Origin of the sequence: Phycicoccus sp. CSK15P-2 (assembly GCF_016888005.1) — a bacterium.
In the GTDB taxonomy this organism is placed as follows: Bacteria; Actinomycetota; Actinomycetes; order Actinomycetales; family Dermatophilaceae; genus Phycicoccus.
Genome location: NZ_JAFDVE010000029.1, coordinates 31,316 through 56,546, shown reverse-complemented (window position 1 = coordinate 56,546; position 25,231 = coordinate 31,316). Strand labels below are relative to the sequence as shown.

The window sequence follows — 25,231 nt, the reverse complement described above, 5'->3', positions numbered from 1 at the left end:
CGTCTGCCCGGTGAGCAGCCAGTCCGGGGGTGGTGCGCCGAGCGCCGCGCAGACCAAGACCGAACGGCTCCTCAACCTCGTCCTGGTCCTCCTCTACGCGCGGCGCCCGCTGTCCAAGGCCCAGATCCGCCAGCTCGTCCCGCAGTACGGCTCGAACGCCTCCACGGAGGCCTTCGAGCGGATGTTCGAGCGCGACAAGGACGAGCTGCGCGAGCTCGGCATCCCGCTCGTCACCGAGGACATCGACGCCCTCTGGGAGGACGAGCCCGGGTACCGCATCCACCAGCGGGACTACGCGCTGCCGGACATCGAGTTCGAGCAGGACGAGCTGGCCGTGCTCGGCCTCGCGAGCCGCACCTGGGCCCAGGCGTCCCTGGCGGGCCCGGCAGCCCAGGCGCTGCGCAAGCTGCGGGCCGCGGGGGTCGAGCGGGACGCCGACGCGCTCATCGGCATCGAGCCACGGCTGCGGACCACCGAGCCGGCGTTCGACGCGGTCAAGGACGCCGTGCTCCGCCGGGTCCGGCTGCGCTTCGACTACCGCCGCCCCGAGGCCACGGAGGCGTCCGAGCGGCACGTCCAGCCGTGGTCGCTCGTGTCGTGGCACGGTCGCTGGTACCTCACGGCCTTCGACGAGGACCGCGAGGCACCGCGCGTCTTCCGGCTGTCGCGCATCTCCGGACCGGTGCGCACCGTGGGACCGGCCGGGGCCTTCGAGGTGCCCGAGGACCACCAGGCCGAGGTCATGGCCCGGGACGCGGCCGACCCCGGGACCCGGCCCAGCCCGGCGGTCCTGCGCATCCGGGGCGGCACCGGGCACGCACTGCGTCGGCGGGCACGCACCCTCGGCGACGTCGACGACACCTGGTCGCTGGCCGACCTCGACTACACCGACCTCGACGGCTTCGCCGAGGAGCTCGCGGGCTACGGCGCGGACGTCGTCGTCGAGCAGCCCGCCGAGCTCGTCGAGGCGGTCGTCGCCCGGCTGCGCGGAGCGCGTGCGGCCCACGAGCGAGGGGAGGCCTGATGCCGTCGACACCCAGCGAGAGCGCGACCGCACGGCTCGGCCGGCTCCTCACGATGGTGCCGTGGCTCGTCAACCGGCAGGGCATCGACCTCACCCGGGCCGCTGCCGACCTGGGCGTGAGCGTGGCGCAGCTCGAGGCCGACCTTCGCCTGCTCTTCCTCTGCGGCTACGGGCAGATGCCCGACGAGCTCATCGAGGCCGACTGGGAGGGCGGGCGCGTCTTCGTCGGCAACGCCGACTCCATCGCGAGGCCGCTCCGTCTCGGGGTCGACGAGGCGGTCACCCTCGTCGTTGGGCTGCGGGCGCTGCGGGAGGTCCCCGGGCTCGACGAGCGCGACGCGGTCGACCGCGCGCTGGCCAAGCTCGAGGCCGCCGCCGGAGACGCCGCGGGACCGGCCGGTCGGGTCCGGGCCGAGGTGGCCCAGGGCGGTGACGCAGAGCTGCTGGCCCGGGCCCGACGGGCCGTCGCGGACCGTCGCCGGGTCCACCTGCGCTACGTGGTCCCGGCCCGTGACGAGGCGACCGAGCGCGACGTCGACCCGATGCGCGTCATCGGCATCGACGGCCAGTGGTACCTCGAGGGGTGGTGTCACCGCGCCGAGGACACCCGGCTGTTCCGCCTCGACCGGGTCGAGTCCCTGGACGTCCTCGACGTCGACGGCACCCCGCCGCCACAGGCCACCGAGCGTGACCTGGCCGAGGGCACCTTCCGGCCGGCCCCGGACGACGTCGTCGTCACGCTGCGCCTCCTTCCCGGTGCGACCTGGGTGTCGGACTACTACGCGGTCGACTCCATACGGGAGGTCACCGCCGCGGACGGTGGGGGAGAGGTCGTCACGCTCCGCACCGCCGACACCGCCTGGCTGCGCCGCCTGCTCTGGCGGCTGGGTGGTCGTGGGTGGGTGCTCGAGCCCGCCGACGTCGTCGCCGAGGTCCGCGAGGGCGCTGCCGACGCGCTGGCCGCCTATCCCGTCCCGGGGGACTGACCCGTGCTGCCGTGGTGGGTCTGGCTGCTGCTCTGGGCCGTTCTCCTCACCGGAGGCGCGGCCCTGGTGTGGTGGCGGTCACGCGCCCTGTGGGGCTCCGTGCGGTCCCTCGGCCGGGAGGTCGGCCGCGCCGAGCAAGCCCTCGCCGAGCTCTCCGCCGCCGTGGACCGGCAGGACACCACGGAGGACACCCCGCCCACAGCCGTCACGCAGGACCCGCACAGACTGAGGGCGGACCATGAACGGCGACGGGCGGCACAGCGCGCCGAACGCTCCGAGCGCAGGGCGCGCCGGATGCCCGCCTGGGCCCGCGTAGACTGACGACGACCGGACTTCTTCGAAGGGGATGGACCCACATGGGCAGGATCGGACCCACCGAGATCATCATCATCGCGGTGCTGATCATTCTCATCTTCGGCTGGAAGCGGCTGCCGGACGCCGCGCGCAGCCTCGGGCGCTCGGCCCGCGTGTTCAAGTCCGAGGTCGACGAGATGAAGAAGGAGCACGAGGCGGGCAAGTCCACGGCCTCCTCCGAGACCGTGAAGGGCGACACGATCAGCTCGGACCGCTCGGTCGACAACGTCGTGACCCCGGACGAGTCCGGCAACGCGGTCCGCGAGAAGTCACCGCGCACGGACAACCAGTCCGGCCCGGTGGCCTGACCGCTCGCTGACCGGCTGGATGGCTCGCGCTCGACGGAGCCCTCGGGACCCCGAGGGCCGGATGACGCTGACGGAACACCTCAAGGAGTTCCGTCGGCGTCTCTTCGTGTCGGCTGCGGCCGTCGTCACCGGCGCCATCGTCGCCGGGTTCTTCTACGACAGGATCTTCCAGTTCCTCAAGGCCCCCTTCCAGACCTACGCGGACCTGCATCCCGAGAACGACATCAGCCTGAACTTCGCGGAGGCGACGTCCGCACTCTCCAACTTGATCAGCCTGTCGATCTTCGTCGGCGTCATCGCGTCGAGCCCGGTCTGGCTGTACCAGGTGTGGGCGTTCGTCCTGCCGGGGCTCACCCGCAAGGAGAAGCGCATCTCCCTGGCCTTCTTCGTCGCGACCGTTCCGCTGTTCCTCACCGGCGTGCTGCTCGCGTACCTGATCCTCCCGCAGAGCCTGTCGATCCTCTACGGGCTCTCGCCGGAGGGGACCTCGAACATCCAGCAGGTCTCGATGTACCTGTCGTTCGTCACGCGGTTCATCCTCGTCTTCGGTCTGGGCTTCCTCTTCCCGGTCTTCCTCGTCGGGCTCAACGTCATCGGGGCGATGCCTGCGAGCCGGCTCATCAAGGGCTGGCGGGTGGCCGTCGTCCTGATCTTCGTGTTCGCGGCGGTCGCGACCCCCACCGCCGACCCCTTCACGATGTTCGTCTTCGCCCTCCCGCTGACGCTGCTCTACTTCGGCGCCTGGTTCGTGTGCCGGATCCTCGACAGGCGGCGGGCTGCGAACCGTCCCGACTGGCTCGACGTCGACGACACCGAGGCCTCCGAGCTGTGACCCGCCTCGGGGTGCTGGTCAACCCCACCTCGGGTCGCAACACCGGCAGGCGCGTCGGGCTCGAGGCCCTCACGCTTCTTCGGGCGGCGGGGGCCGACGTCGTCGACCTCTCGGCCGCGGACGCGCGGGGAGCGCTCGAGCACGGGCGGGCGGCCGTCGCCGACCGGTCGGTGGACGCCCTCGTCGTCGTGGGTGGCGACGGGATGGTCCATCTCGGTGCCAACCTCGTCGCGGGGACCGACGTCCCGCTGGGGATCGTCGCGGCCGGCACCGGCAACGACATCGCGCGCGAGCTCGGCCTGCCGGTGCAGGACGCCGCCGAGGCGGTCGAGCGAGTCCTCGAGGGGCGCACCCGCCGGGTCGATGCGGCTCGGCACGTCGCGCCCTCGGGGGAGCAGCGCTGGTTCGTCGGGGTTCTCGCCGGGGGGTTCGACGCTGTCGTCAACGAACGGGCCAACGGCTGGAGCTGGCCCAAGGGCGCCATGCGGTACAACCTCGCGATCCTGCGGGAGCTCCCGGTCTTCCGGCCGATCCCGTACGTCCTCGACCTCGACGGTGACCGGGTGGAGACCGACGCGATGCTCGTCGCGGTCGGGAACGGCCCGTCCTACGGCGGGGGGATGCGGGTGACTCCGGGCGCCCGCTTCGACGACGGGCTCCTCGACGTCCTCGTCCTGCACCGCATCCCGGTGCCGGAGTTCCTCCGGGTCTTCCCGTCGGTGTTCCGGGGGGAGCACGTGACCCATCCGGCCGTCGAGGTACGGCGGGCCGCGCGCGTCCGGCTCGAGGCCACGGGCATCGTGTCGTACGCCGACGGCGAGCGGTACGCGCCCCTCCCGGTCTCGCTCGAGGCCGTGCCGGGTGTGCTCACCGTCCTGGCCTGAGCGCTGACGTAGCCTGAGGCCATGCCCAGTCCCGCCGAGCGGTACGCCGCGGCCAAGGCCCGGAACCGCAGGGAGCACTCGGAGCTCGGCCGCTTCGTCGCGGGTCTCGACTTCCCGCTCGACGACTTCCAGGTGGACGCCTGCGAGGCGGTGGAGGCCGGGCAGGGTGTGCTCGTCGCCGCCCCCACCGGGGCGGGCAAGACGATCGTCGGCGAGTTCGCGGTGCACCTCGCCCTCGCAACCGGCCGCAAGGCGTTCTACACGACCCCCATCAAGGCGCTGTCGAACCAGAAGTACCACGACCTCGTGCGCCGCCACGGTGCCGAGAACGTCGGGCTGCTCACCGGCGACTCGTCGGTCAACGGCGAGGCGCCGGTCGTCGTCATGACGACCGAGGTGCTGCGCAACATGATGTACGCGGGCTCCTCGACCCTGACCGGGCTCGGGTTCGTCGTCATGGACGAGGTGCACTACCTCGCCGACCGGTTCCGCGGCGCGGTGTGGGAGGAGGTCATCATCCACCTGCCCGAGTCAGTGCAGGTCGTGTCGCTCTCGGCGACGGTGAGCAACGCCGAGGAGTTCGGCGACTGGCTGGCCGAGGTCCGGGGCAACCACGCGGTCGTGGTGTCCGAGCACCGGCCCGTCCCGCTGTTCCAGCACATGATGGTCGGCACGACGATGTTCGACCTCTTCGCCGGCAACCGGGTGAACCCCGACCTCCTGCACGCCATCCGCGGTGCCGAGCAGCGTGGCCGGTACGTCGAGGACGCGCGGCGCCTCGGCGGCCGGGACCGGATGGGCAAGCGTGCCGGCAAGGGCAAGCGCGACCACACCCCGCCGCGGGGCCCCGGGGGCGGCCCGGGTGGACGAGGTTTCGCCCGGGGCGGCCGTCCGGGCGGCGGCGCCACCCGTGCCGAGGTCGTGGAGGACCTCGACCGCGAGGGCCTGCTGCCCGCCATCACGTTCATCTTCAGCCGGGTGGGCTGCGAGGCCGCCGTGGGGCAGCTCCTCTCCGCCGGCACCCGGCTCGTGCCGGAGCGCGACGCCGACCGCATCCGCCGGTACGTCGAGGACCGCGTCGAGTCCCTCGCGGACGAGGACCTGGGCGTCCTGGGCTACTGGGACTTCGTCGAGGGCCTGACCCGCGGCTTCGCCGCGCACCACGCGGGGATGCTGCCGCTGTTCCGCGAGATCGTCGAGGCGCTCTTCACCGAGGGGCGGATCCGGGCCGTTTTCGCCACCGAGACGCTGGCACTGGGCATCAACATGCCGGCCCGCACGGTCGTCCTCGAGAAGCTCGTCAAGTACAACGGCGAGGCACACGTCGACATCACGCCCGCCGAGTACACCCAGCTGACCGGCCGCGCGGGGCGGCGGGGCATCGACGTCGAGGGGCACGCGGTGGTCCAGTGGACCCGCGGCATGGACCCCATGGCCGTCGGCGGTCTCGCCTCGACCCGTACCTACCCGCTGAGGTCCAGCTTCCGTCCGACCTACAACATGGCGGTCAACCTCGTGTCCCAGGTGGGACGCGAGGTCGCGCGCGAGGTGCTCGAGACCTCGTTCGCGCAGTTCCAGGCCGACCGCGCCGTCGTCGGCATCGCGACCCAGCTGCGCAAGAACGAGGAGGGTCTCGCCGGGTACGCCGAGGCGATGCACTGCGACCACGGCGACTTCCGCGAGTACGCCCGGATCCGCCGTGAGCTCGCCGACGCCGAGAAGGACGGCCGCAAGGCCCGCGCCGCGTCCCGTCGCGCCGAGGCCGCGGTCTCGATGGAGAGGCTGCGCGTCGGCGACGTCATCAAGATCCCCGCCGGCCGTCGCGCGGGGTGGGCCGTGGTCGTGCAGCCGGCCCGGACGGCCAAGGGAGCGCCGACGGGTCCCGGTGTCGTCACGGAGGACAAGCAGTTCCGGCGGCTGACCCTCGTCGACGTCCCGGAGCCGGTGGAGGCGATGGCGACCGTGAAGGTGCCCTCGCACTTCAACCCCAAGTCCCCGAAGGCACGGCGCGACCTCGCGACGTCGCTGCGGATCGCCACACCCCGGGGGATCGAGGACGCGCCGTCGCGCCGCCGTCGTGACGCCGGGTCCGGCGCCGACACCGACCTGGTGACGCACCTGCGCCATCAGCTGCGCGAGCATCCCTGCCACGAGTGTCCGGAGCGCGAGGACCACGCCCGCTGGGCTGAGCGCTGGTGGCGCCTGAAGCGCGAGACCACCGGCCTGCAGCGCCGTGTCGAGGGGCGCACGAACACCGTCGCCCGTACCTTCGACCGGATCTGCGACGCCCTCGAGTCGCTGGGCTACCTCGAGGATCGCGGCGCGGTCGTCACCGAACGGGGCGAGCGGCTCCGGCGGCTGTACACGGAGAAGGACCTGCTGGCCGCCGAGTGCCTGCGACACGACGTGTGGAAGCGCCTCGACGCACCGGGGCTCGCGGCGGCCGTCTCGGCCCTGGTGCACGAGCCGCGCCACGAGGAGGCGGACGTGTCGCCGCGGATGCCGACGGACGACGTCGCCGACGCGGTGCGGGAGATGGACCGGCTGTGGTCGCACATCGAGGACCTCGAGACCGAGCACGACCTCCCGACCACCTCGATGCCGGACGGCGGGATGGCCTGGATGGTGCACCGCTGGGCGTCCGGTGGCCGGCTCGACGACGTGCTGCGCGGCCAGGACATGGCGGCGGGCGACTTCGTCCGGCGGTGCAAACAGCTCGTCGACCTGCTGGACCAGGTGGGCGACGCCGCGAGCGACCCCGTGCTGCGACGGACGGCCCGGACGGCGGTCGACGCGGTCATGCGTGGTGTCGTCGCGGCCGACCGGCTGGACTGACTCGCGTCGTGGCCGGCCACGGTGCCCGGGGCCTGGCGGCGGCGGCCGTCGTGTGCGTCCTCCCCGGATGCACGGACCTCCCGGGCCCGGAGCGCCCGCAGCGGCCCGAGACCTGGCCACCGACTAACGCCACCGAGTGCCTCCGCACCAGACCTGCGCCGGACCCCGCCCTGGCCTGGGACGCCGCGCTGGCCGTCCGTGACCGGAAGCGGCTCGTGCACGACGGACGGGTCGAGGCCGTCCTGTGCGTCCGGGCCGTCCCGGACGTCCCTGCCGACGCCGAGCCGGTGCTCGTCAGCGTCACGGGCCGCGGCGGGGTGGAGGTGCCGCGCGGAACCGGCATCCGGTGGTGGCGAAGTACCGACCTCGTCGCGCCCGTCACCGCGCGGGCCACCACGGCCGGAAGCCTGGACGTCGTCCTCGCCAGCCCGGAGACCGACGCGTCAGGGCGCCCCGAGGCCCTGGGGACGCTGTCCGTCCAGGTCGTCGAGGGGCCGGACGGCCTGGTCGTCACCGAGTGCCCGGACCCGGCCGACTGCGACCGGGGCTGACGCACGCCGGGCGGGCGGTGGAGTCGACGGGCGGGATACATCGAGCCGAGCCCTGGCCTCCCTGACGTGCCTGGCCCGGGTGCCGGCTGTGGGCTCGGTGTCTCCCGCTCGTCACGGCTCTGCCGCCCTGCGCGGTCCGCCGGTCAGGTCACGCCAGACCGAGGGCCGTGAGCAGGCGACCGACGGGGTTCTCGACCCCGAGGCGCGCCGCGAGCTCGTCGAGTGCCAGCCGGTCGGCGACCTCCTCGGGGAGCGCGAGACCGACGTCCGCGACGGGCGCGTCCCGCACCACCCGGACCACCTGTGGCGCGACGTCGAGGTAGTCGGACGCCGCCTCGAGGTTGGTCCGCCGGGCGCCCTTGATGGCTGGGTCGCCGGCCGCCAGCGCCTCGCGCAGGCCTGTGAGCGAGCCGTACTCGGCGACCAGGGCCGCCGCCGTCTTGTCGCCGATGCCCTTGACGCCCGGCAGGCCGTCGCTCGTGTCGCCACGCAGGACGGACATGTCGAGGTAGGCGTCGCCGCTCGGCACGCCGTACCTCTCCCGGAGCGCCGCGGCGGTGAAGACGTCCGGCTCGCGCACCCCGCCCTTGCCCGTGTAGAGCACCCGGACGTGGTGGTCGTCGTCGACGAGCTGGAGGAGGTCGCGGTCGCCGGTCACGATATCGACGGGCATGACACCGTGGTGGCGCGTGGCGAGGGTGCCGATGACGTCGTCCGCCTCGCACTCCGGCACCCCGAGACGGGCGATGCCGACGGCGGCGAGGGCGTCGCGGATGAGCGGCACCTGGGGGGTGAGGTCGTCCGGGCTCTCCTCGGCGGTCTCGGAGCCCTGAGTGAGCCGGTGTGTCTTGTACGTCGGGACGAGCTCGACCCGCCACCGGGGCCGCCAGTCGTCGTCCCAGCAGGCCACGAGGTGGCTGGGGGAGTACCGGCCGACGAGCGTGGCGACCATGTCGAGGAAGCCACGCAGCGCGTTGGTCGGCGTCTCGGAGGTGTCCTTGCGCTGGTCCGGCACTCCGTAGAACGCCCGGAAGTACAGCGAGGCGGAGTCGAGGAGGAGCAGCTTCGGTGGTCGACCCGGGTCCAACGGCATGGGTCGAGCGTAGGCGTGAGGGAGCCCGCCGCTCACCGAAGTGGCGTCCAGCGCCGCAGGTGTGGTTGGCTCGTTCTTCGATCACCGGAGGGAACAGTGGACTTCGCGACCATCGACAAGGCCTTGGCCGGCACGCGCTTCATGACGACCGGCCAGGCGAAGGTCATGTACGACTTCGTCCTGCGCAAGCGGCTCTCCCGGGTGCTGGAGCTGGGCTTCGCCCACGGCAAGTCGTCCTGCTACCTCGCGGCAGCGGTAGAGGAGGTCGACCCGAAGAACGGCCACGTCCTGACGATCGACCGCACCGACGCCGAGCGCCGCGATCCCAATATCTGGGAGCTGGGACGCCGCACCGGGATGGGGGACCGGATCACGCCGGTCATGGCCCACACGAGCTTCACATGGGAGATGATGAAGCTCATCCGGGACGACCCCACACCGCGGTTCGACCTCGTGTACATCGACGGCGGCCACACGTGGGACACGACTGGGTTCGCCTTCCACCTCGCCGACCGCCTCCTCGTCCCCGGGGGCTGGGTGGTTTTCGACGACCTGGACTGGACCCTCGGGGGCAGCGCCTCGATGCGGGACAAGCCCTGGGTCAAGCGGCTGAGCCCGGAGGAGCGAGACACTGGGCAGGTACGTCTGGTCTTCCGGCTGCTCGCCGAGGGCGGCGGCTACGAGGAGTGCCACGAGGTGCGTACCTGGGGTTTCGCCCGCAAGCCGGTGTCGCCGAGTGGATCGGCTCCGGGTGCGATGCGCGGCCTCGTCCGGCGTACGGTGCCCGTCGGCGTACGGCGTTCGGTCCTCCGGGCCGCCCGGGGGGCCCGAGCCCGGAACGGCTCCCACTGACCACTGCTCGGGTCGTCGTGTGGGGCGACGGCAGGGTGGTCGGTCACACACCAGCGGCCCGCGTCGTGGGCCCGCCGCCCCTCGGTGTGGCCCCTGCGCACTAGGGTGACGGCGTGGAAGACCTCGACCGGCGCATCGTCGACCTCCTCGCCGAGGACGGGCGGATGAGCTACACCGACCTCGGCCGCACCCTCGGTATGTCGACCTCGGCCGTCCACCAGCGCGTCCGACGCCTCGAGGAGCGCGGGGTCGTCACGGGGTACACCGTCAAGGTGGACCATCGAGCCCTCGGCCAGGAGCTCACGGCCTTCATGTCGGTGACCCCGCTCGACCCGGCTGCTCCCGACGACGTGCCGCAGCGTCTCCGCGACATCCCGCAGATCGAGGAGTGCCACTCCGTCGCGGGGGACGAGCACTACATCCTCAAGATCAGGGTCTCGAACCCCACCGAGCTCGAGGAGCTCATCGCCCGGATCCGGGGCGCGGCCCACGTCTCCACCCGCACGACCGTCGTCCTGTCCACCCCGTGGGAGTGACCCCGCCCGCGGGCCTGACCGCTGACCTGCAGCGCTATCTCCAGGACGGCCGGGACGCGATGCTGCGCGCCCTCGACGGCCTCTCCGAGTACGACGCACGCCGCCCGATGACCCCTACGGGGACGAACGTGCTCGGGCTGGTCAAGCACCTCGCGGGAGTCGAGGTCGGGTACCTGTCCGCCGCGGTCGGGCGCCCCGCACCGACCCTGCCGTGGGACGAGGACGGCTCGATCTGGGAGGGCGGCGACATGTACGCGCGCGCCGACGAGTCCCGCGAGTGGGTCGTCGGCCTGTACCGCGAGGCCTGGTCGCTGTCCGACGCCAGCCTCGCCGAGCTGCCGCTCGACCATCCGGCCGAGCCGGTCTGGTGGCCCGAGGACCGGGGCAGGACGACCTTCGGGCACCTCGTGGTCCGTGTCACCTGCGAGACCGCGCAGCACGCGGGGCACGCCGAGATCCTGCGCGAGCTCGTCGACGGCCGGGCGGGTCGCGACCACGACGCCGTCGGCGACGCCGAGCACTGGCAGCGGTTCCACGCCGCGGTCCAGGCGGCGGCCGACGCCCACCGCTGAGACGTCACGCCGGGCGGGCGAGCCGTGCCTCCTCGTCCTCCGCCACGAGGTCGGCGTTGACCACCGCCCCGGTCATCGTCCCCGCGGCTGCCGCGGCGACGACCTGGGTCATCGCCTGTGCGACGTTGCCGGCCACCCACACCCGCGGCACGTCGGTGCGGCCCGTGGGGTCGGCCGGCACCTGTCGTGCGACCACCGTCCCGCCCGCCTCGACGTCCACCGGCTCCAGCCCGAGGTCCTCGAGGAGAGCGGACTGCGGCTCGACGAAGCTCTGCACCGCGACGGCGTCCGCCTGCACGACCCCCCGGGCGGTCTCGATGCCGCTGAGGACACCGTCACACTCGACGACACCGGTCGCCGGCCCGTCGACGACCTCGACACCCAACCGCTCCAGCCGGTCGCGCGCCGCTCCGTCGAGGAGGGCGGGGTCGTGGGCGAGGACCGTCAGCCGGTCGGTGAGGTTGCCGAAGAGGCTCGTCTGGTGCAGGGCCATCGGCGTCGTGGCGAGGACGACGACACGGGAGTCCCGCACCTCCCATCCGTGGCAGTAGGGGCAGTGGACGACCGTGCGCCCCCAGTGGCGGTGCAGGCCCGGGACGTCGGGCAGCCGGTCGACCGCACCTGACGCGAGGACCACGTGTCGGGCGGCCCACTCGGTCCCCGTCCCGTCGCGCACGACGACCCGGTCCTCGGTGCGTCGGGCGCCCCGAGCCGCACCGGGGACGACCCGCCCACCGTACGACTCCAGCTCTGCCCGGCCGCGTGCCAGGAGCTCCGTGGGCGGCACCCCGTCGTGGCCGAGGAACGCGTGTACCCCGTCGGCGGGGGCGTTGCGCGGGCTGCCGGAGTCGAGGACGACGACGTCGCGGCAGGACCGGGCGAGGAGCGTCGCGGCGGACAGACCTGCGGCGCCGCCGCCGACGACGAGGACGTCCACGGACGTGGGGGAGTGGGCTGTGTCTGGGCTCATGGCGAAGAGCGTGCCCCCGACCCGCTCGGGACGCCAAGGTAGATTGCCGACATGGCAAACCTCGACCCGGTGACGGTCGGCGCCCGGCTGCGGTCGGTGCGTACGAGCCGCCGGCTCACCCTGGCCGACGTCTCTTCGGACACCGGCGTCTCGGTGAGCACGCTGTCGCGGCTCGAGTCGGGGTCACGCCGGGCCACCCTCGAGCTCCTCGTGTCCCTCGCGCGCACCTACCGGGTCACCCTCGACGAGCTCGTCGACGCCCCGCCGACCGGAGACCCGCGCGTGCATCTGAAGCCGGTCGAGCACCCGCACGGGCCGGTCATCTCGTTGACGAACCGGGTCGGCGGCCCGCGCGCGTTCAAGATGGTGATGCGTCCCGACGGACGGGAGCCCGACCCGCGCTCCCACGAGGGCCACGACTGGATCTACGTGCTCGACGGCCGGCTCCGGCTCGTGCTCGGGGAGCACGACCTCGTCCTCGGCGTCGGGGAGGTCGCCGAGTTCGACACCCGGACCCCGCACTGGTTCGGCTGTGCGGACGACCGTCCGGTCGAGCTGCTCAGCATCATGGGTCCGCAGGGTGAGCGGATGCACGTCCGGGCACGGTCCAAGCCCCGGGGCTGAGCCTCGCGAGCGACGCCGGCTCAGCGGGCGATGTCGGCGATGGTCGCGCCGGTGAGCCGGACGAGGTCGGCCGGCGAGACGCCGAGGTCCAGGCCACGACGACCACCCGAGACGAAGACGACGTCGAAGAGCTCGGCGGACTCGTCGACGACCGTGGGGAGCGTGCGTTTCTGGCCGACCGGGGAGATCCCGCCCACGACGTAGCCGGTCACCCGCTCCGCGGCGGCGGGGTCCGCCATCGCCACCTTCTTCACCCCCAGTGCCGCGGCCGTGGCCTTGAGGTCGAGGGAGCCGGACACCGGGACGACCGCGACGGCGAGACCGGTGCCGGTGTCGACGAGGAGGGTCTTGAAAACCTGCTCGGGCGGTTGTCCGAGGACCTCGGCGGCCTCCAGACCGTAGGACGGCGCCGTCGGGTCGTGCTCGTACGGGTGCTGGGTGAACTCCACCCCGGCGCTCGTCAGCGCGATGGTCGCCGGTGTCCCGGACGGTGCACGACGAGCCATGCCGCCGACCCTATGCGGCGGGTGCCGGTGGTGTCAGACGAGGTCGGCGGCCGAGGCTGCGCGGCTGGCGCCCGCTCCCGCGAGGGCGGCCGTATGGGCGGACCCGACATCGGTGTTGCGCCGCCACCACGCCTGCCCCTCCTCGGAGAGGGTGTCGACCGGGTCGTAGTAGACGTACTCGCGCGAGAGTGCCTCGGCGTCGTCACCCTCGATCGAGGTCCGGTAGTTCTTCCGCCAGAACGACATCCCGGTCGTCGTGTCGTAGGTGTCGACCTGGTGCACCCACCGCTTGCCGACGTAGGGGACGTCGCAGACGATCCTCGGGGTGGCGAACCCCGGCAGGTACCCCATGATGTCGTGCTGCAGCTCCTGCGCCCGGCGCAGCGGCAGCCGCCAGTGCTCCGAGAACGGGACCATGTCGCACATGTAGAAGTAGTAGGGCGTGACACCGGCCTCGTCCTGCAGCGCGAAGCACAGGTCCAGGAGGCCCGCCGAGGAGTCGTTGACCCCGCGCATGAGAACACCCTGGTTGCGCACGTCCCGCACGCCGGCGTCGAGCAGCGTGCGCGCGGCGCGGGCGACGAGCGGGGTCACCGAGGACACGGTGTTCACGTGCGTGTGGACCGCGAGCGACACACCCCGGGACCGCGCCTTGGCCGCGACCCGCGCGACGCCCTCGACGACGTCGGGTTGCAGCCAGTGCTGCGGGAGCCCCATGAGCGCCTTGGTCGCGAGGCGGACGTCGCGCACGGACTCGACGTCGAGCAGGCGCTCCAGGAATGCCTCGAGGTTCTTCCACGGCATGTTCGCGACATCGCCACCGGAGACGACGACGTCCCGGACCCCGGGGGTCCGCTGCAGGTAGCCGAGCATCGCCTCGTACCGGTCCATCGGCTTGCCGGCGAGCCTGAGCTTGAGGACCTGCGGCGTCGAGGTGCCGACGAGGTCCATCCGGGTGCAGTGCCCGCAGTACTGCGGGCAGGTGGGGAGCAGCTCGGCCAGCACCTTCGTCGGGTACCGGTGGGTGAGCCCCTCGACGGCCCACATGGCGTGCTCGTGGAGGCTGTCACGCGTGGCGAACGGGTGGCTGGGCCAGTCGGCACGCCGGTCGCTGAACACCGGGAGCATGTAGCGGCGCACCGGGTCGGCGTAGAAGGCCTCCGTGTACGCGGGCCCCCGCGACGGCACGGTGCCGCTCGTCGAGGGGACCATGGTGTTGAGCATCTGGGGCGGGACGAGCATCGCCATCGTCGCCCGCTCGGCCTGGTCCCGCTCGAGGTCGACGTAGAAGCGCTCGTCGAGCAGGTCGCCCATGACGGCACGCAGCTGTGTCGTGTTCTTCACGCAGTGCGACCGCTGCCACTGGGCGCTCTCCCACTCCTCGCGCGTGACGTGGCGCCATCCGGGGAAACGGGTCCAGTCCGGCTCGACGAGCTCTGTGCGCCGGTAGGCGTACGGCTGCTCGATGATCGTCGTCATGCGTGGCACCATACGGGACAGATAGCGACATTTCGGCTATCTGACAGTCGTTCTTTCGGGCCCGCCCCGACGCGCAAGGAGATTCTCGTGCGAGAGACCGCCAGCTCCCCGGTCGGTATCCACCGTGTCCTCGACCCCGAGGGAGCCACGCTGCCGCAGGCGGCCCGGGTCCTGGACGCCTCGCCGGAGCTGTGGCCGGACGAGGTCCGGGTGGACGTCGAGACCCTGAACCTCGACGCCGCGTCCTTCCGCCAGCTGCGCGAGAAACATGGCGGTGACGGGCCGGCGGTCCGGGCGGAGGTGCTCGCGATCGTGGGCGAGCGGGGCAAGATGCAGAACCCGGTCACGGGGTCGGGGGGCATGCTCATCGGCACGGTCGCCGAGGTCGGCCCCGAGTCAGCGCTCGGCCTCTCGGTGGGGGACCGCGTGGCGACCCTCGTCTCGCTCTCCCTGACCCCGCTCGTCCTCACCGACGGCCTCGCGCGGTGGGACGGCTGCTCGGAGCGGGTCCCTGCCCGGGGTACGGCCGTCCTGTTCGGCCGCTCGGTCGCCGCACCGCTGCCGGAGGACCTCCCGGCCGAGCTCGCCCTCATGGTGATGGACGTCTGCGGCGCGCCCGCCCTGGTGGCACGGGTCGTCCGGGAACGCGTGCAGCGCGGCGAGGCGCCGAGCGTGGCCGTCCTCGGCGGGGCCGGCAAGTCCGGGTCCCTGGCCCTGGCCGCGGCCAGAGACGCGGGGGCCGGACACCGGATCGGTGTGGTGCCCACCGAGGCGGAGGCGGCAACCCTGCGCGGCACGGACCTCGCCGACGCGGTGGTCGTCGCGGACGCCCGCTCCCCGCTCGGGCTGTCCGAGGCGGTCGCCTCGGCAGGCGGTCCGGCGAACGTCACCGTGGTGTGCGTCGACGTCCCCGGCTGCGAGCAGCCCGCGGTCCTCGCCACCGCTCAGGGTGGGACGGTCGTGTACTTCTCGATGGCGACGAGCTTCACCGCGGCCGCGCTCGGCGCCGAGGGCCTCGCCGCAGACGTGACGATGCTCGTCGGCAACGGCTTCCTCCCCGGGCACGCCGACTACGCGCTCGGCCTGGTCCGCGCCGACCCCGACGTCCGGGCCCTCTTCGAGGCCCGCCTCTCGCCCGCCTGAGGGGACGGCGCCCGTAGGGTGGCGCCGTGCCGAGCACCCTCTATCGCCGCGGGCGGGTCCGTAGCCCCGAGCATCCCGCGGCGACGGCGCTCCTCGTGGTGGACGGCAGGGTCTCCTGGCTCGGCGCCGAGGACGCCGCCGCGAGGTTCCTCGAGGACGTCGACACGGTGGTCGACCTGGAGGGCGACCTCGTCCTCCCGGGGTTCGTCGACGCGCACGCCCACCTCTCGCACACGGGTCTCGGGATGCAGGGCGTCGACCTCGCGGGGACCCGCACGGTCACCGAGGCGCTCGATCTCGTGGCTGCCGGAGCACGGAGGAGCCCCGGCCGGCCGGTGTTCGCCCATGGCTGGCAGGAGCAGGACTGGACGCGTGAGCGCGCGATGACCTCCGCCGAGCTCGACCGGGCGGCCGGAGGAGCGCTCGTCTACGCCTCCCGGATCGACGGTCACTCCGCGGTCGTCTCCAGCGCCCTCGCGGCACTCTCGGGTGCGGACGGCCTCGACGGGTGGTCGCCCTCCGGCTTCGTCGTCCGGGACGCCAAGAACGCCGCTCGGGCGGCCTACGACGCCTCGCGCAGCGCGTCGGAGCGGCGGGCCGACATCGAGACCGCGCTGCGGGCCGCGGCGGCTCAGGGCGTCGTCGCGGTGCACGAGTGCGGCGGGCCGCTGCTCACGTCGGCCGAGGACTTCGCCGACGTCCTCGACCTCGGCCGACGTCCGGACCTTCCCGAGACCGTCGGGTACTGGGCCGAGGCGGTCACCGACCCCGAGCAGGCCCGAGCCCTCGTGGCGCTGCACGGTGCTCGCGGGCTCGGGGGCGATCTCAACATCGACGGCTCCATCGGTTCGCACACGGCGCTGCTGCGGGAGGACTACACCGACCGGGCGGGGTGTCGCGGAACCGCCTACCGCGACTCGACGGCCGTGCGCGACCACGTCGCGGCGTGCGCGGCGGCGGGGGTGCAGAGCGGCTTCCACGTCATCGGTGACGCGGCCATGGACCTCGTCCTCGAGGGGTACGTCCGCGCGGCCGAGATCGTGGGCGTCGACGCGGTGCACCGGTCCCGCCCGCGCCTCGAGCACGCCGAGATGGTCGATGCCGCGGGGATCGCCACGATGGCGCGGCTCGGGCTCGGCGCGAGCGTGCAGCCGGCGTTCGACGCCTACTGGGGCGGACGCGAGGGCCTCTACGCCGAGCGGCTCGGCGCCGAGCGGGGAGTCGCGACCAACCTCCTCGCGGCCTTCTCGGCGGCGGGAGTGCGCCTCGGGCTCGGCTCGGACTCACCCGTGACACCGTTCGCGCCGTGGGCCGCGGTCCGCGCCGCGGTCGAGCATCGCGAGCCGCCCCAGCGCATCGACGCCCGCACCGCGCTGCACGCCCACACGGTCGGCGGCCAGGAGCTTTCCGGTACCGGCGGCGGGGCCCTCGAGGTCGACTCCACGGCCACCTTCGCGGTGTGGCGGGTGGAGGATGTCGGGCCCGACGGCCTGCCTGTCCTCGGCGGGGGAGCGCCGCTGCCCGAGTGCCGGCTCACCGTGCGCGCGGGGGAGGTCCTCCATCGGCGCCCGGCCTGAGCGTCCTCGGCCGGCGTTCCGCCCTGCGGGCGCCGCGGACGTCGGGGCGCTCACCGACGTCGAACGTGCTGCGTCCATCGCCGCGCTCGGGCACGTCTTCCCGCCGTCCGAGTACCCGTATCCCACGGACACGGTGCGGCAGCGCTGGGTCGAGGCCCTCGCCGACCCGGAGGTCGCCGTCGAGGTCCTGGACGACGAGGAGCACCCGGGCCTGGTGGTGGCGTTCGTCGCTTTCGACGAGGCGGAGGTCCGCCACCTGGGTGTGCACCCCCGGTACTGGCGCCGCGGCCACGCGCGGAAGGCCCTCGGCGTGGCGACCTCGCGGATGGTCGACCCCCGACTCTGGGTGCTCGAGCGGAACCACCGCGCGCGGAGCATGTACGAGCACCTCGGGTGGGCGCCGACCGGCCGCTCACGACCTGCCGAGTTCCCCCCGTTCCCGGTCGAGGTCGAGCTGGCGTACCGCCGCTGAAGCGCCCGACCTTCCGGACCAACCGACCTCTCGTGCAGGGCGGTCGGAGACCCGGCGCAATGTCCTCAATGCTGCACGACGGGCCCGACCTCTGTGCCAGACTCGCGCCGTGACGCGGCAGGGGCGGTCCTCAGGGTGGTCGGGATGGCGGGGCTACGTCCGCCGGAAGGACTGGGGGCCCGAGCGCTGGAGACCGGAGCAGACAGCCCTGTACGTCGGGTACGCGAGCATCCAGATGGGGCTGGCCCTCCTGTACGTCGGCTACCTGCTCGGATCGCTGGTCCTCACCGGGGGCCAGGTCACGCCCGACGGCTCGCCGTTGTGGCAGGAGGTCTACGACTACCCCGTCTTCACCCCGGGGACGGCCCTGCTCGTCGTGCCCGCTGCCGCCGGTGCCGGGCTCGCGGTGCCCATCGCCCTGTCGGCTCAGGCGGAGGACACCGTGGCGCTCGGGGGACTCTGGGGCCCGACGGCGGCAGCGGCCTTCTGCTCGTTGACCTTCCTCGTCACGACCTCGCCCGACGACGGCGGACCGCACGCGGGGGTGTCGCTCGGCTTCACCCTCGCGGGTCTCGTCGTGCTCGTGGTCGCCACGCTGCGGCACCTGGGCGAGAACGGACGCCTGCGCCAGGACGGCCTGCTCCCGTTCGACTAGCGGGCGGCCCGCCACTCCGAGCGGAGCATGGCGTACGTGTACCCGTCGACCCAGCCGAGCTGCGCGTGCCAGGAGTCCTGGACGCCGTGCTGCTCGCGGCGCATCCCGGCCTTCTCCATGACGCGCCACGACGCGACGTTGTCGGCGAAGCACCCGGCCGTGACGCGGTGCAGGCGCAGCTCGCCGAACGCGACATCCAGCAGAGCCCGCGCGACGCGCGTGCCGATGCCGCGGCCCCAGTGGGAGGGGGAGACGTTCCAGCCCAGGAGCGCCTCGGCCCGGGCATGCTCCGTCTCGCCGTCCTGGCCCATGCCGTCCCTGACGTGGAGGTAGCCGGCCCCGACCACCGCGTCGCCAAGCAGCGCGACGAACGAGTGGTCGTCCGGGTCCGCCGGCCCGCGGAGCGACTCGCGCATCGCGTCCTCGTCGGCATGCGTCCGGAGGAGCCAGCGCGAGACCTCGGGGCGGTTGCGCCAGGCGAGCAAGGGCCCGACGTCGGCCTCCGTGGGCGGACGGTACGTGAGGTCCTGGTCGGTCTTCGGCCAGATGGGTCCTGCATCCACGTCGCAACCCAACCATCGGCGGTGGACCACGACCAGTGGATTTCCCCTCGCGGCTTCGGCCTTCATCGCACCCGGGCCAAGGATCTCCGGCTCACGGCTCATCATGCGGCAATACCTGCGGCAGCATTGCTAGGTTGACGCCGTGTCTTCACGCCCGCAGAAGCTCCTGGAGCTCGACCCCACCGTCGTCCGCCGGGCCCGTAGCCTCGCCCGCGCGGCGGGCAAGCCGGTCGTGGACCTCGCCCGGGCCCACACGACGGTGTCCGTCGAGCGCGCCACGCTGCGGCTGGCCGGCCTGACCGGCGCCGACCACGAGGGCACCCCGTGGGTCAACCACCTCGTCGACGCCGTCCGTGCCGAGGTCGGCCTCGAGCACGGCGTGACGACACCCGTCTGGGACGCCCTGCACCGGTCCGAGGCGCTCGACCTGCTCACCCTGGCGCAGAAGGCGAGCGCCGGGGGAGTGGGGTTCCGACTCCCCGACGGCCGCGACGCCGGCCCGGCCCGTCGCAGCGCCCGCTCCGCCGTCGCCGCCGGGGTCCGGGCGATGGACCGCCAGCGGACGGCCCGGGAGCGGATCATCGCGAAGGTCGGGGACGCGCCGCGCACCCCCTGGGTCTACCTCATCGTGGCCACGGGGGACATCCACGAGGACATCCCGCAGGCCCAGGCCGCCGCGCGGGCCGGCGCCGACGTCATCGCCGTCATCCGGTCCACGGGCCAGTCGCTGCTCGACTTCGTGCCCGAGGGCGCCACCCGGGAAGGCTACGCGGGGACCTACGCCACGCAGGAGAACTTCCGTCTCATGCGAGCCGCCCTCGACGCCACCAGCCGCGAGCTCGGCCGCTACGTACGGCTCACGAACTACGCCTCCGGGCTGTGCATGCCCGAGATCGCCGTCCTCGCCGGGCTCGAGCGGCTCGACATGATGCTCAACGACTCGATGTACGGGATCCTCTTCCGCGACATCAACCCCGTGCGCACCTTCGTGGACCAGCGGTTCAGCCGCCAGGTGCACGCGCGCGCCGGCATCATCATCAACACCGGCGAGGACAACTACCTCACGACCGCGGACGCCGTCGAGGCAGCCCACACCGTCACCGTCTCCCAGCTGCTCAACGAGTACTTCGCCAAGGAGGCCGGCCTCGAGGACTGGCAGCTGGGCCTCGGCCACGCCTTCGAGATCGACCCCGCGGTACCGGACAGCTTCCGGATGGAGCTCGCCCACGCACTCCTCGCCCGGCAGCTGTTCCCGAAGGCGCCCCTGAAGTGGATGCCGCCGACCAAGCACATGACCGGCGACGTCTTCCGCGGCTACCTCCTCGACGGCTTCTTCAACCTCGCGGGGGCGCTGACCGGCCAGGGCATCCTCCTCGTCGGGATGATGACCGAGGCGGTCGTCACCCCGTGGCTCTCCGACCGCGACCTGGCTCTCCAGAACGTCCGCTACGTCATGGACGCCGCGTCGGGGCTGACCGAGGACTTCCACCCGCCCCGCGACGGCTTCGTCCAGAACCGGGCACGTCAGGTGCTCTCGGAGGCGGTCGAGCTGCTCGAGCAGATCGTCGCCGACCGCGACGCCGGTGGACATCCGCCACTGCTCGCCGCCATCGCGGACGGCACCTTCGGGGCGATGCGCCGCCCGCCCGAGGCGGGGAAGGGGCGGGGCGGCGTCGTCGTCAAGGCCGACGGGTACGACAACCCCGCGACCGCCCTCCTCGAGGAAGGGACCGCCCGATGAGCACCCCACCCGACGTCGCGACGGGAAGGGGGACCCTCGGACCCCTGGTCCGCCCCTACGGCGACACGACCGGTGACGGGATGGTCCAGGTGTCCTTCACACTCCCGCTACCGCACGACAAGCGCGCCGAGGGCGCCGCGCTGCAGCTGGCGTCGAAGATGGGCCTGGCACCCGCCCTGCTGGTCCACGCCAAGGCGATGGGGCCGGACTTCACGTTCTTCGTCGTCTACGGCTCGGTCTCCCACCTCGTCGACCTCCGGGAGGTCCGCGTCGTCGAGCGCGAGTACCCGCTCCTCACGCCCGCCGAGGCCAACCAGGCGATCCGCCGGAGGCTGGGACGCAAGCTCGTCGTCGTCGGGGCGTGCATCGGCACCGACGCGCACACCGTCGGCATCGACGCGATCCTCGACATCAAGGGCTTCGCGGGGGAGAAGGGGCTGGAGTACTACCGGGAGATGAAAGTCGTGAACCTCGGCGCCCAGGTGCTCGTCCCCGAGCTCGTCGCGTCGGCGCGCGAGGTGGGTGCCGACGCCGTGCTCGTCTCCCAGGTCGTGACCCAGAAGGACGCCCACCTCCACAACACGACGACGATGTCCGCGGCGTTCCGCGAGGCGTTCCCGGCGGGACAGGTCCCGTTGCTCGTCGTCGGGGGCCCACGCTTCGAGGAAGGCACCGCGGCCGCGCTCGGGGTCGATCGCGTCTTCGGGCGCGGCACGACACCCGGCGAGGTCGCCTCCTACCTCGTCCACGAGCTCGTGACCTCCCGCACGACGCGCGACGCCCGAGGAGAGCAGCGATGACCCGCGCAGAGGTCGGTCTGACCGTCACCCACCGCCGGTACGTCCCGTACAGCCACGCGCACTACGCGGGGAACCTCGTCGACGGTGCCTACAGCCTGGCGGCGTTCGGGGACGTGGCGACCGAGATGTGCATCCGCACCGACGGCGACGAGGGCCTGTTCGCCTCGTACTCCGACGTCCAGTTCGTCGCGCCGGTCCGCGCGGGGGACGTCATCGAGGTGGAGGCCCGGATGGTGCGGGTCGGGACCCGGTCGCGTGAGATGGACTTCACCGTCCGGGTCGTCGGACGCGGGGCACGGGAGCGCGGGGAGTCGGCCGCCGACGCCCTCGACCCACCGCTCGTCGCGACGACGGCCCGAGGGGTCGTCGTCGTCCCTCCAGCGGGGTGACCTACCGTGAGCGCGTGCCTTCCGCGCTCCGGTTCCCGCTCCAGCTCGCCGCGGCGGCCCTCTCCGGAGTGCTGCTCTGGGCCGCGTTCCCCGACCAGGACCTCTGGTGGCTCGCCCCGGTGGCCGTCGCACTCCTCGGCGGCGTGACCCTGCGCTCCGGAGGCCCGCGGGGTCTCCTCCTCGGCCTCGTCTGCGGCCTCGCCTTCTTCGTCCCGACCCTGTCGTGGTCGGGCATCTACGTCGGCAGGCTCCCGTGGTTCGCCCTCGCGACGCTCCAGGCGCTGTACGTCGCCGCACAAGGGGCGGTCACCGGGTTCGCGGGGCGCCGGCTGACCTCGGCGGGACACGCCCGGGCGGCGTACGCCCTCGTGCCACTCGGCTGGGTGGCCCAGGAGTGGGCGCGCTCCACCACGCCGTACGGCGGCTTCCCGTGGGCACGGCTCGCGTTCAGCCAGGCCGACAGCCCCCTGGCCCACCTCGCCCGGTGGCTCGGCGCCCCCGGCGTCACCTTCGCCGTCGGTCTCGTCGGGACGCTGCTGCTCCTCGCGGCCACCGTCGTCGTGCGCGGCCCACGCCGGCTCGCCGTGGTCCCGGTCGCCCTCGCGGCCGTCGCGACGCTCGCTCCGCTCGCGATCCCGCTCCCGACGGACGGCCGCACCGCAGCCGTGGGGCTCGTCCAGGGCAACGTGCCGGAGCCGGGCCTGGAGTTCAACGCCGAGCGCCGTGCCGTCCTCGACAACCACGTGTCCGGTACCGAGACACTGGCCGAGACCGCTCCCGACGACCTCACGCTCGTCGTGTGGCCGGAGAACTCCTCGGACATCGACCCGCTGCGCAACGCCGACGCCGCGGAACAGGTGCAGCGCGCCCAACGGGCCGTCGGGGTGCCGCTCGTGGTCGGAGCCGTGCTCGCCGAGCCGGTGGACGCGTCGTCCAACGTCTCGCTGCTGTACACCGGTGGCACGGCTCCGGCCGACCGGTACACCAAGATCCACCCGGTGCCGTTCGCCGAGTACATCCCGCACCGGGAGTTCTTCCGGATGTTCACCTCGGCCGCCGACCTCGCCGGCAACTTCGTCGCCGGGCACGACATCGGCGTGTTCCGCGTCCCGGCCCCGGGTGGCGGGTACGCGGCACTGCCGACGATCTGCTTCGAGGTCGCGTACGACGGCCTGATGCGGGACAGCGTCGCCGCCGCCGGCTCCACCGACGCGCTCGTCCTCGTGCAGACCAACAACGCCACGTTCGGGTACAGCGCCGAGTCCGAGCAGCAGTTCGCGATCAGCCGCATCCGCGCCATCGAGCACGGCCGGAGCATCGTGCACGTCTCGACGGTCGGGGTCTCCGGCGTCGTCGCCCCGGACGGCTCGGTCACCGAAAAGACCACGCTGTTCACCCCTGCGCAGGCGGTGGCCCGGCCTGTGCTGCGCCACGAGCGGACCCCCGCCGACCTGCTCGGGGCAGCCCCCCAGGCTCTCGCGGTGGCCTGCCTCGTCCTTCTCGTGGTCGCCGCCGTCCGCGACGGCCGCCGCGTTAGGGTGGCGCGGACCGACCGCTCATCCGAGGACCACGCCGTTGCCTGACACCACCCGGCCGCCACTGGCGCGCGTCGCCGTGCTCATCCCCACCTACAACGAGCGCGAGAACCTGCCCGTCGCCGTGCATGGGGTGCGCGAGCACGTGCCGCAGGCCGACGTCGTCGTGCTGGACGACGCGTCCCCCGACGGCACCGGCGAGGTCGCGGACGCCCTCGCCGCGCAGGACCCGCAGGTCCACGTCATCCACCGCAAGGGCAAGGAGGGGCTCGGCGCCGCCTATCTCGCCGGCTTCGAGTGGGCGCTCGAGCGTGGCTACGACGCGATCGTCGAGATGGATGCCGACGGCTCGCACCGCCCCGAGCACCTGCCCGCCCTGCTCGAGGCGGCCGCCGGCGCCGACCTCGTCATCGGCTCGCGGTGGGTCAGCGGGGGCAAGGTCGTCAACTGGCCCGTCCACCGCAAGGCCCTCTCGGTCGGGGGCAACCTCTATGTCAAGGTGCTCCTCGGGATGCCGGTCAACGACGCGACGGCCGGCTTCCGCGTGTACCGCGCCGCGGCGCTGCGGGCGATGGGCCTGCAGGACGTCGCCTCGCACGGCTACTGCTTCCAGACCGACCTCACGTGGCGCGCCGTGCGCGCCGGACTGCTGGTGGTCGAGGTCCCCATCACGTTCGTCGAGCGCGAGATCGGGACCTCGAAGATGGACGGCGACGTCGTCACCGAGTCGCTGCGCCGGATCACCGGCTGGGGACTACGTCACCGGGCCCGCCAGGTCCGCGACCTGGCACGGCGACCGGAGCGGTGGCACGAGCTGTGACCCCCACCGGGTCGACCCCACACGTCTCCCGCTGGAGGCGCGGCCGGGTGCTGCGCTGGGTCTTCCTCGCGCTGCTCCTCGTCCCCATGCTCGAGATCGCGGTCGTCATCGCGGTCGGGCGGGCCATCGGTGGCTGGCCGACCTTCGTCCTGTTGCTTGCCGAGTCCCTCCTGGGCGCGGTGATCGTCCGGCGCGAGGGTGGCCGGGCCTGGACCGCGCTGCGCGAGGCGCTGCGTAGCGGGCGGATGCCCAGCCGGCAGCTGGCCGACGCCGCGCTGGTGCTCGTCGGCGGCACGCTGCTGCTGACCCCGGGCTTCATCACCGACGCCGTGGGCTTCTTCGTCATCCTCCCGATGACCCGGCCGGTCACGCGTCGGTGGCTGGAGGCACTCGTCGCCCGGCGGCTCCTCGGCCCGTTCGGCGACTGGCCAGGCCCGGGTGGGGGAGCGGGGCGTGGACCGGACGGCCCGCCGGACGTCATCCAGGGAGAGGTCGTCGACTGACCGGAGCCACCGCGGGTCCCGGCTGGTGCACACGGCTGGTGCACACAGCAACGCGCCGGCCACCCCTCGGGGTGACCGGCGCGCCGGTGAGCCTCTGGTCAGGCCGTCTTCTTCTTCGTCTTCTCACCGCGCATCTCGCGCAGCAGTGCCAGCCGCTCCTCGAGGAGCTCCTCGAGCTCCGGGATCGAGCGCCGCTCCAGGAGCATGTCCCAGTGGGTGCGCTGCGGCTTGGTGGGCTTGGCCTCCGGCTCGGGGCCCCCGCCCTGGAGCTTGGCCTCGGCGCCGCACCGGCACTCCCAGACCGGAGGCACCTCCGCCTCGACGGAGAAGGGAAGCTCGATGACGTGCCCGTTGGGACACAGGTAGGTGGTGATCTGACGCTCGGAGGGAACGACGTTCTCGTCGGTCTCCATGCTCGAGGCGCCGAGTCGGCTGCCGCGCAGGCTGCGTTCTGCCATGGGTGTCTCCCGAAGTCGTGGCTGTCCCGGACCGGGGTCCTCGCGGTCGGGTCACTGGAAGGGGAACGTGCGTCCGTGGTTCGTTGTTCCACGGGTTACCGATTGGTACGGTTTGGTGTGATCCATCTCACATCGGCCGCTTTCGGCCCCCGGACGGAACGGCCTCGGC

28 protein-coding genes are annotated in these 25,231 nt (G+C 73.0%); 22 read left to right on the top strand and 6 right to left on the bottom strand.

Annotation, left to right across the window (positions count from 1 at the left end; genetic code table 11):
- Positions 1 to 10: 10 nt before the first annotated feature.
- The 8 genes from JQN72_RS16275 (at position 11) to JQN72_RS16240 (ending at position 7,774) form a co-directional block, all read left to right on the top strand.
- Positions 11 to 1,024: a YafY family protein gene (locus JQN72_RS16275; protein WP_204136185.1), complete on the top strand. Its 1,014-nt coding sequence runs from the start codon at positions 11 to 13 to the stop codon at positions 1,022 to 1,024.
- On the top strand, positions 1,024 to 2,010 hold the full coding sequence (locus JQN72_RS16270) for a YafY family protein (protein ID WP_204136184.1): 987 nt from the start codon (positions 1,024 to 1,026) through the stop codon (positions 2,008 to 2,010). The genes JQN72_RS16275 and JQN72_RS16270 overlap by 1 nt, the downstream gene beginning before the upstream one ends.
- A gap of 3 nt (positions 2,011 to 2,013) precedes the next feature.
- Positions 2,014 to 2,331 carry a hypothetical protein gene (locus tag JQN72_RS16265; protein ID WP_204136183.1) on the top strand — a complete coding sequence of 106 codons (318 nt, stop codon included), beginning with the start codon at positions 2,014 to 2,016 and terminating at the stop codon, positions 2,329 to 2,331.
- Positions 2,332 to 2,366: 35 nt separating this feature from the next.
- Entirely contained in the window at positions 2,367 to 2,672 is a 306-nt protein-coding gene (gene tatA, locus JQN72_RS16260) for a Sec-independent protein translocase subunit TatA (RefSeq protein ID WP_204136182.1), read from the top strand.
- 61 nt (positions 2,673 to 2,733) lie between these two features.
- Entirely contained in the window at positions 2,734 to 3,504 is a 771-nt protein-coding gene (tatC, locus tag JQN72_RS16255) for a twin-arginine translocase subunit TatC (protein WP_204136181.1), read from the top strand.
- Positions 3,501 to 4,388 carry a YegS/Rv2252/BmrU family lipid kinase gene (locus tag JQN72_RS16250; RefSeq protein ID WP_204136180.1) on the top strand — a complete coding sequence of 296 codons (888 nt, stop codon included), beginning with the start codon at positions 3,501 to 3,503 and terminating at the stop codon, positions 4,386 to 4,388. The genes tatC and JQN72_RS16250 overlap by 4 nt, the downstream gene beginning before the upstream one ends.
- Positions 4,389 to 4,409: 21 nt before the next feature.
- Positions 4,410 to 7,223 (top strand): RNA helicase, encoded by a 2,814-nt coding sequence (locus JQN72_RS16245; RefSeq protein WP_204136179.1) that lies wholly within the window; start codon positions 4,410 to 4,412, stop codon positions 7,221 to 7,223.
- 8 nt (positions 7,224 to 7,231) lie between these two features.
- Positions 7,232 to 7,774 carry a hypothetical protein gene (locus JQN72_RS16240; protein WP_204136178.1) on the top strand — a complete coding sequence of 181 codons (543 nt, stop codon included), beginning with the start codon at positions 7,232 to 7,234 and terminating at the stop codon, positions 7,772 to 7,774.
- A 148-nt stretch (positions 7,775 to 7,922) separates the two neighbouring features.
- Here the strand turns inward: JQN72_RS16240 and JQN72_RS16235 are convergent, their stop codons facing one another.
- Positions 7,923 to 8,867, bottom strand: coding sequence for a 5'-3' exonuclease (locus JQN72_RS16235; RefSeq protein WP_204136177.1), 945 nt, complete (start codon positions 8,865 to 8,867; stop codon positions 7,923 to 7,925).
- 96 nt (positions 8,868 to 8,963) lie between these two features.
- On the opposite strand from JQN72_RS16235, the gene JQN72_RS16230 reads away from it, so the two are divergent.
- The 3 genes from JQN72_RS16230 (at position 8,964) to JQN72_RS16220 (ending at position 10,827) form a co-directional block, all read left to right on the top strand.
- Entirely contained in the window at positions 8,964 to 9,719 is a 756-nt protein-coding gene (locus JQN72_RS16230; RefSeq protein WP_204136176.1) for a class I SAM-dependent methyltransferase, read from the top strand.
- Between the two features lie 113 nt (positions 9,720 to 9,832).
- A complete protein-coding gene (locus JQN72_RS16225) occupies positions 9,833 to 10,255 on the top strand; it encodes an Lrp/AsnC family transcriptional regulator (RefSeq protein WP_204136175.1) in 423 nt (140 codons plus the stop codon).
- Positions 10,246 to 10,827, top strand: coding sequence for a DinB family protein (locus tag JQN72_RS16220; RefSeq protein WP_307812766.1), 582 nt, complete (start codon positions 10,246 to 10,248; stop codon positions 10,825 to 10,827). The genes JQN72_RS16225 and JQN72_RS16220 overlap by 10 nt, the downstream gene beginning before the upstream one ends.
- A 4-nt stretch (positions 10,828 to 10,831) precedes the next feature.
- Here JQN72_RS16220 and JQN72_RS16215 read toward each other — a convergent pair whose 3' ends face one another.
- A complete protein-coding gene (locus tag JQN72_RS16215; protein WP_204136174.1) occupies positions 10,832 to 11,797 on the bottom strand; it encodes an NAD(P)/FAD-dependent oxidoreductase in 966 nt (321 codons plus the stop codon).
- Between the two features lie 51 nt (positions 11,798 to 11,848).
- On the opposite strand from JQN72_RS16215, the gene JQN72_RS16210 reads away from it, so the two are divergent.
- On the top strand, positions 11,849 to 12,421 hold the full coding sequence (locus tag JQN72_RS16210; RefSeq protein ID WP_204136173.1) for a helix-turn-helix domain-containing protein: 573 nt from the start codon (positions 11,849 to 11,851) through the stop codon (positions 12,419 to 12,421).
- Positions 12,422 to 12,441: 20 nt separating this feature from the next.
- Here the strand turns inward: JQN72_RS16210 and ybaK are convergent, their stop codons facing one another.
- Together ybaK and JQN72_RS16200 are read right to left on the bottom strand one after the other, a co-directional pair.
- Complete coding sequence (gene ybaK / locus JQN72_RS16205) at positions 12,442 to 12,927, bottom strand: Cys-tRNA(Pro) deacylase (protein ID WP_204136172.1); 486 nt, start codon at positions 12,925 to 12,927, stop codon at positions 12,442 to 12,444.
- 33 nt (positions 12,928 to 12,960) lie between these two features.
- Positions 12,961 to 14,406, bottom strand: a complete 1,446-nt coding sequence (locus tag JQN72_RS16200; protein WP_204136171.1) for a KamA family radical SAM protein — start codon at positions 14,404 to 14,406, stop codon at positions 12,961 to 12,963.
- Positions 14,407 to 14,493: 87 nt separating this feature from the next.
- On the opposite strand from JQN72_RS16200, the gene JQN72_RS16195 reads away from it, so the two are divergent.
- The 4 genes from JQN72_RS16195 (at position 14,494) to JQN72_RS16180 (ending at position 18,253) form a co-directional block, all read left to right on the top strand.
- Entirely contained in the window at positions 14,494 to 15,549 is a 1,056-nt protein-coding gene (locus tag JQN72_RS16195; protein WP_307812764.1) for an L-erythro-3,5-diaminohexanoate dehydrogenase, read from the top strand.
- Between the two features lie 26 nt (positions 15,550 to 15,575).
- A complete protein-coding gene (locus tag JQN72_RS16190; protein ID WP_204136170.1) occupies positions 15,576 to 17,126 on the top strand; it encodes an amidohydrolase in 1,551 nt (516 codons plus the stop codon).
- Positions 17,023 to 17,598, top strand: coding sequence for a GNAT family N-acetyltransferase (locus JQN72_RS19090; protein ID WP_239100764.1), 576 nt, complete (start codon positions 17,023 to 17,025; stop codon positions 17,596 to 17,598). The genes JQN72_RS16190 and JQN72_RS19090 overlap by 104 nt, the downstream gene beginning before the upstream one ends.
- Positions 17,599 to 17,707: 109 nt before the next feature.
- Positions 17,708 to 18,253: a hypothetical protein gene (locus tag JQN72_RS16180; RefSeq protein ID WP_204136168.1), complete on the top strand. Its 546-nt coding sequence runs from the start codon at positions 17,708 to 17,710 to the stop codon at positions 18,251 to 18,253.
- Here JQN72_RS16180 and JQN72_RS16175 read toward each other — a convergent pair.
- Complete coding sequence (locus JQN72_RS16175) at positions 18,250 to 18,816, bottom strand: GNAT family protein (protein ID WP_307812762.1); 567 nt, start codon at positions 18,814 to 18,816, stop codon at positions 18,250 to 18,252. The two genes, JQN72_RS16180 and JQN72_RS16175, sit on opposite strands and share 4 nt — an antisense overlap.
- A 142-nt stretch (positions 18,817 to 18,958) precedes the next feature.
- Between JQN72_RS16175 and JQN72_RS16170 the strand changes: the two genes are divergently transcribed.
- Genes JQN72_RS16170 through JQN72_RS16145 form a run of 6 tightly spaced genes read left to right on the top strand, consistent with a single transcriptional unit; the run spans position 18,959 to position 24,604 of the window.
- Positions 18,959 to 20,557 carry a lysine 5,6-aminomutase subunit alpha gene (locus tag JQN72_RS16170; protein ID WP_204136167.1) on the top strand — a complete coding sequence of 533 codons (1,599 nt, stop codon included), beginning with the start codon at positions 18,959 to 18,961 and terminating at the stop codon, positions 20,555 to 20,557.
- On the top strand, positions 20,554 to 21,357 hold the full coding sequence (locus tag JQN72_RS16165; RefSeq protein WP_204136166.1) for an OAM dimerization domain-containing protein: 804 nt from the start codon (positions 20,554 to 20,556) through the stop codon (positions 21,355 to 21,357). The genes JQN72_RS16170 and JQN72_RS16165 overlap by 4 nt, the downstream gene beginning before the upstream one ends.
- Positions 21,354 to 21,746 carry a hotdog domain-containing protein gene (locus tag JQN72_RS16160; RefSeq protein WP_204136165.1) on the top strand — a complete coding sequence of 131 codons (393 nt, stop codon included), beginning with the start codon at positions 21,354 to 21,356 and terminating at the stop codon, positions 21,744 to 21,746. The genes JQN72_RS16165 and JQN72_RS16160 overlap by 4 nt, the downstream gene beginning before the upstream one ends.
- Before the next feature lie 14 nt (positions 21,747 to 21,760).
- Positions 21,761 to 23,329, top strand: coding sequence for an apolipoprotein N-acyltransferase (gene lnt, locus JQN72_RS16155; protein WP_307812760.1), 1,569 nt, complete (start codon positions 21,761 to 21,763; stop codon positions 23,327 to 23,329).
- Positions 23,322 to 24,101, top strand: coding sequence for a polyprenol monophosphomannose synthase (locus JQN72_RS16150; protein ID WP_204136163.1), 780 nt, complete (start codon positions 23,322 to 23,324; stop codon positions 24,099 to 24,101). The genes lnt and JQN72_RS16150 overlap by 8 nt, the downstream gene beginning before the upstream one ends.
- A 47-nt stretch (positions 24,102 to 24,148) precedes the next feature.
- Entirely contained in the window at positions 24,149 to 24,604 is a 456-nt protein-coding gene (locus JQN72_RS16145; protein ID WP_307812759.1) for an FxsA family protein, read from the top strand.
- Positions 24,605 to 24,702: 98 nt separating this feature from the next.
- On the opposite strand, the gene JQN72_RS16140 is transcribed toward JQN72_RS16145, so the two are convergent.
- Positions 24,703 to 25,062 (bottom strand): RNA polymerase-binding protein RbpA, encoded by a 360-nt coding sequence (locus tag JQN72_RS16140; protein ID WP_204136162.1) that lies wholly within the window; start codon positions 25,060 to 25,062, stop codon positions 24,703 to 24,705.
- Positions 25,063 to 25,231 lie beyond the last annotated feature (169 nt).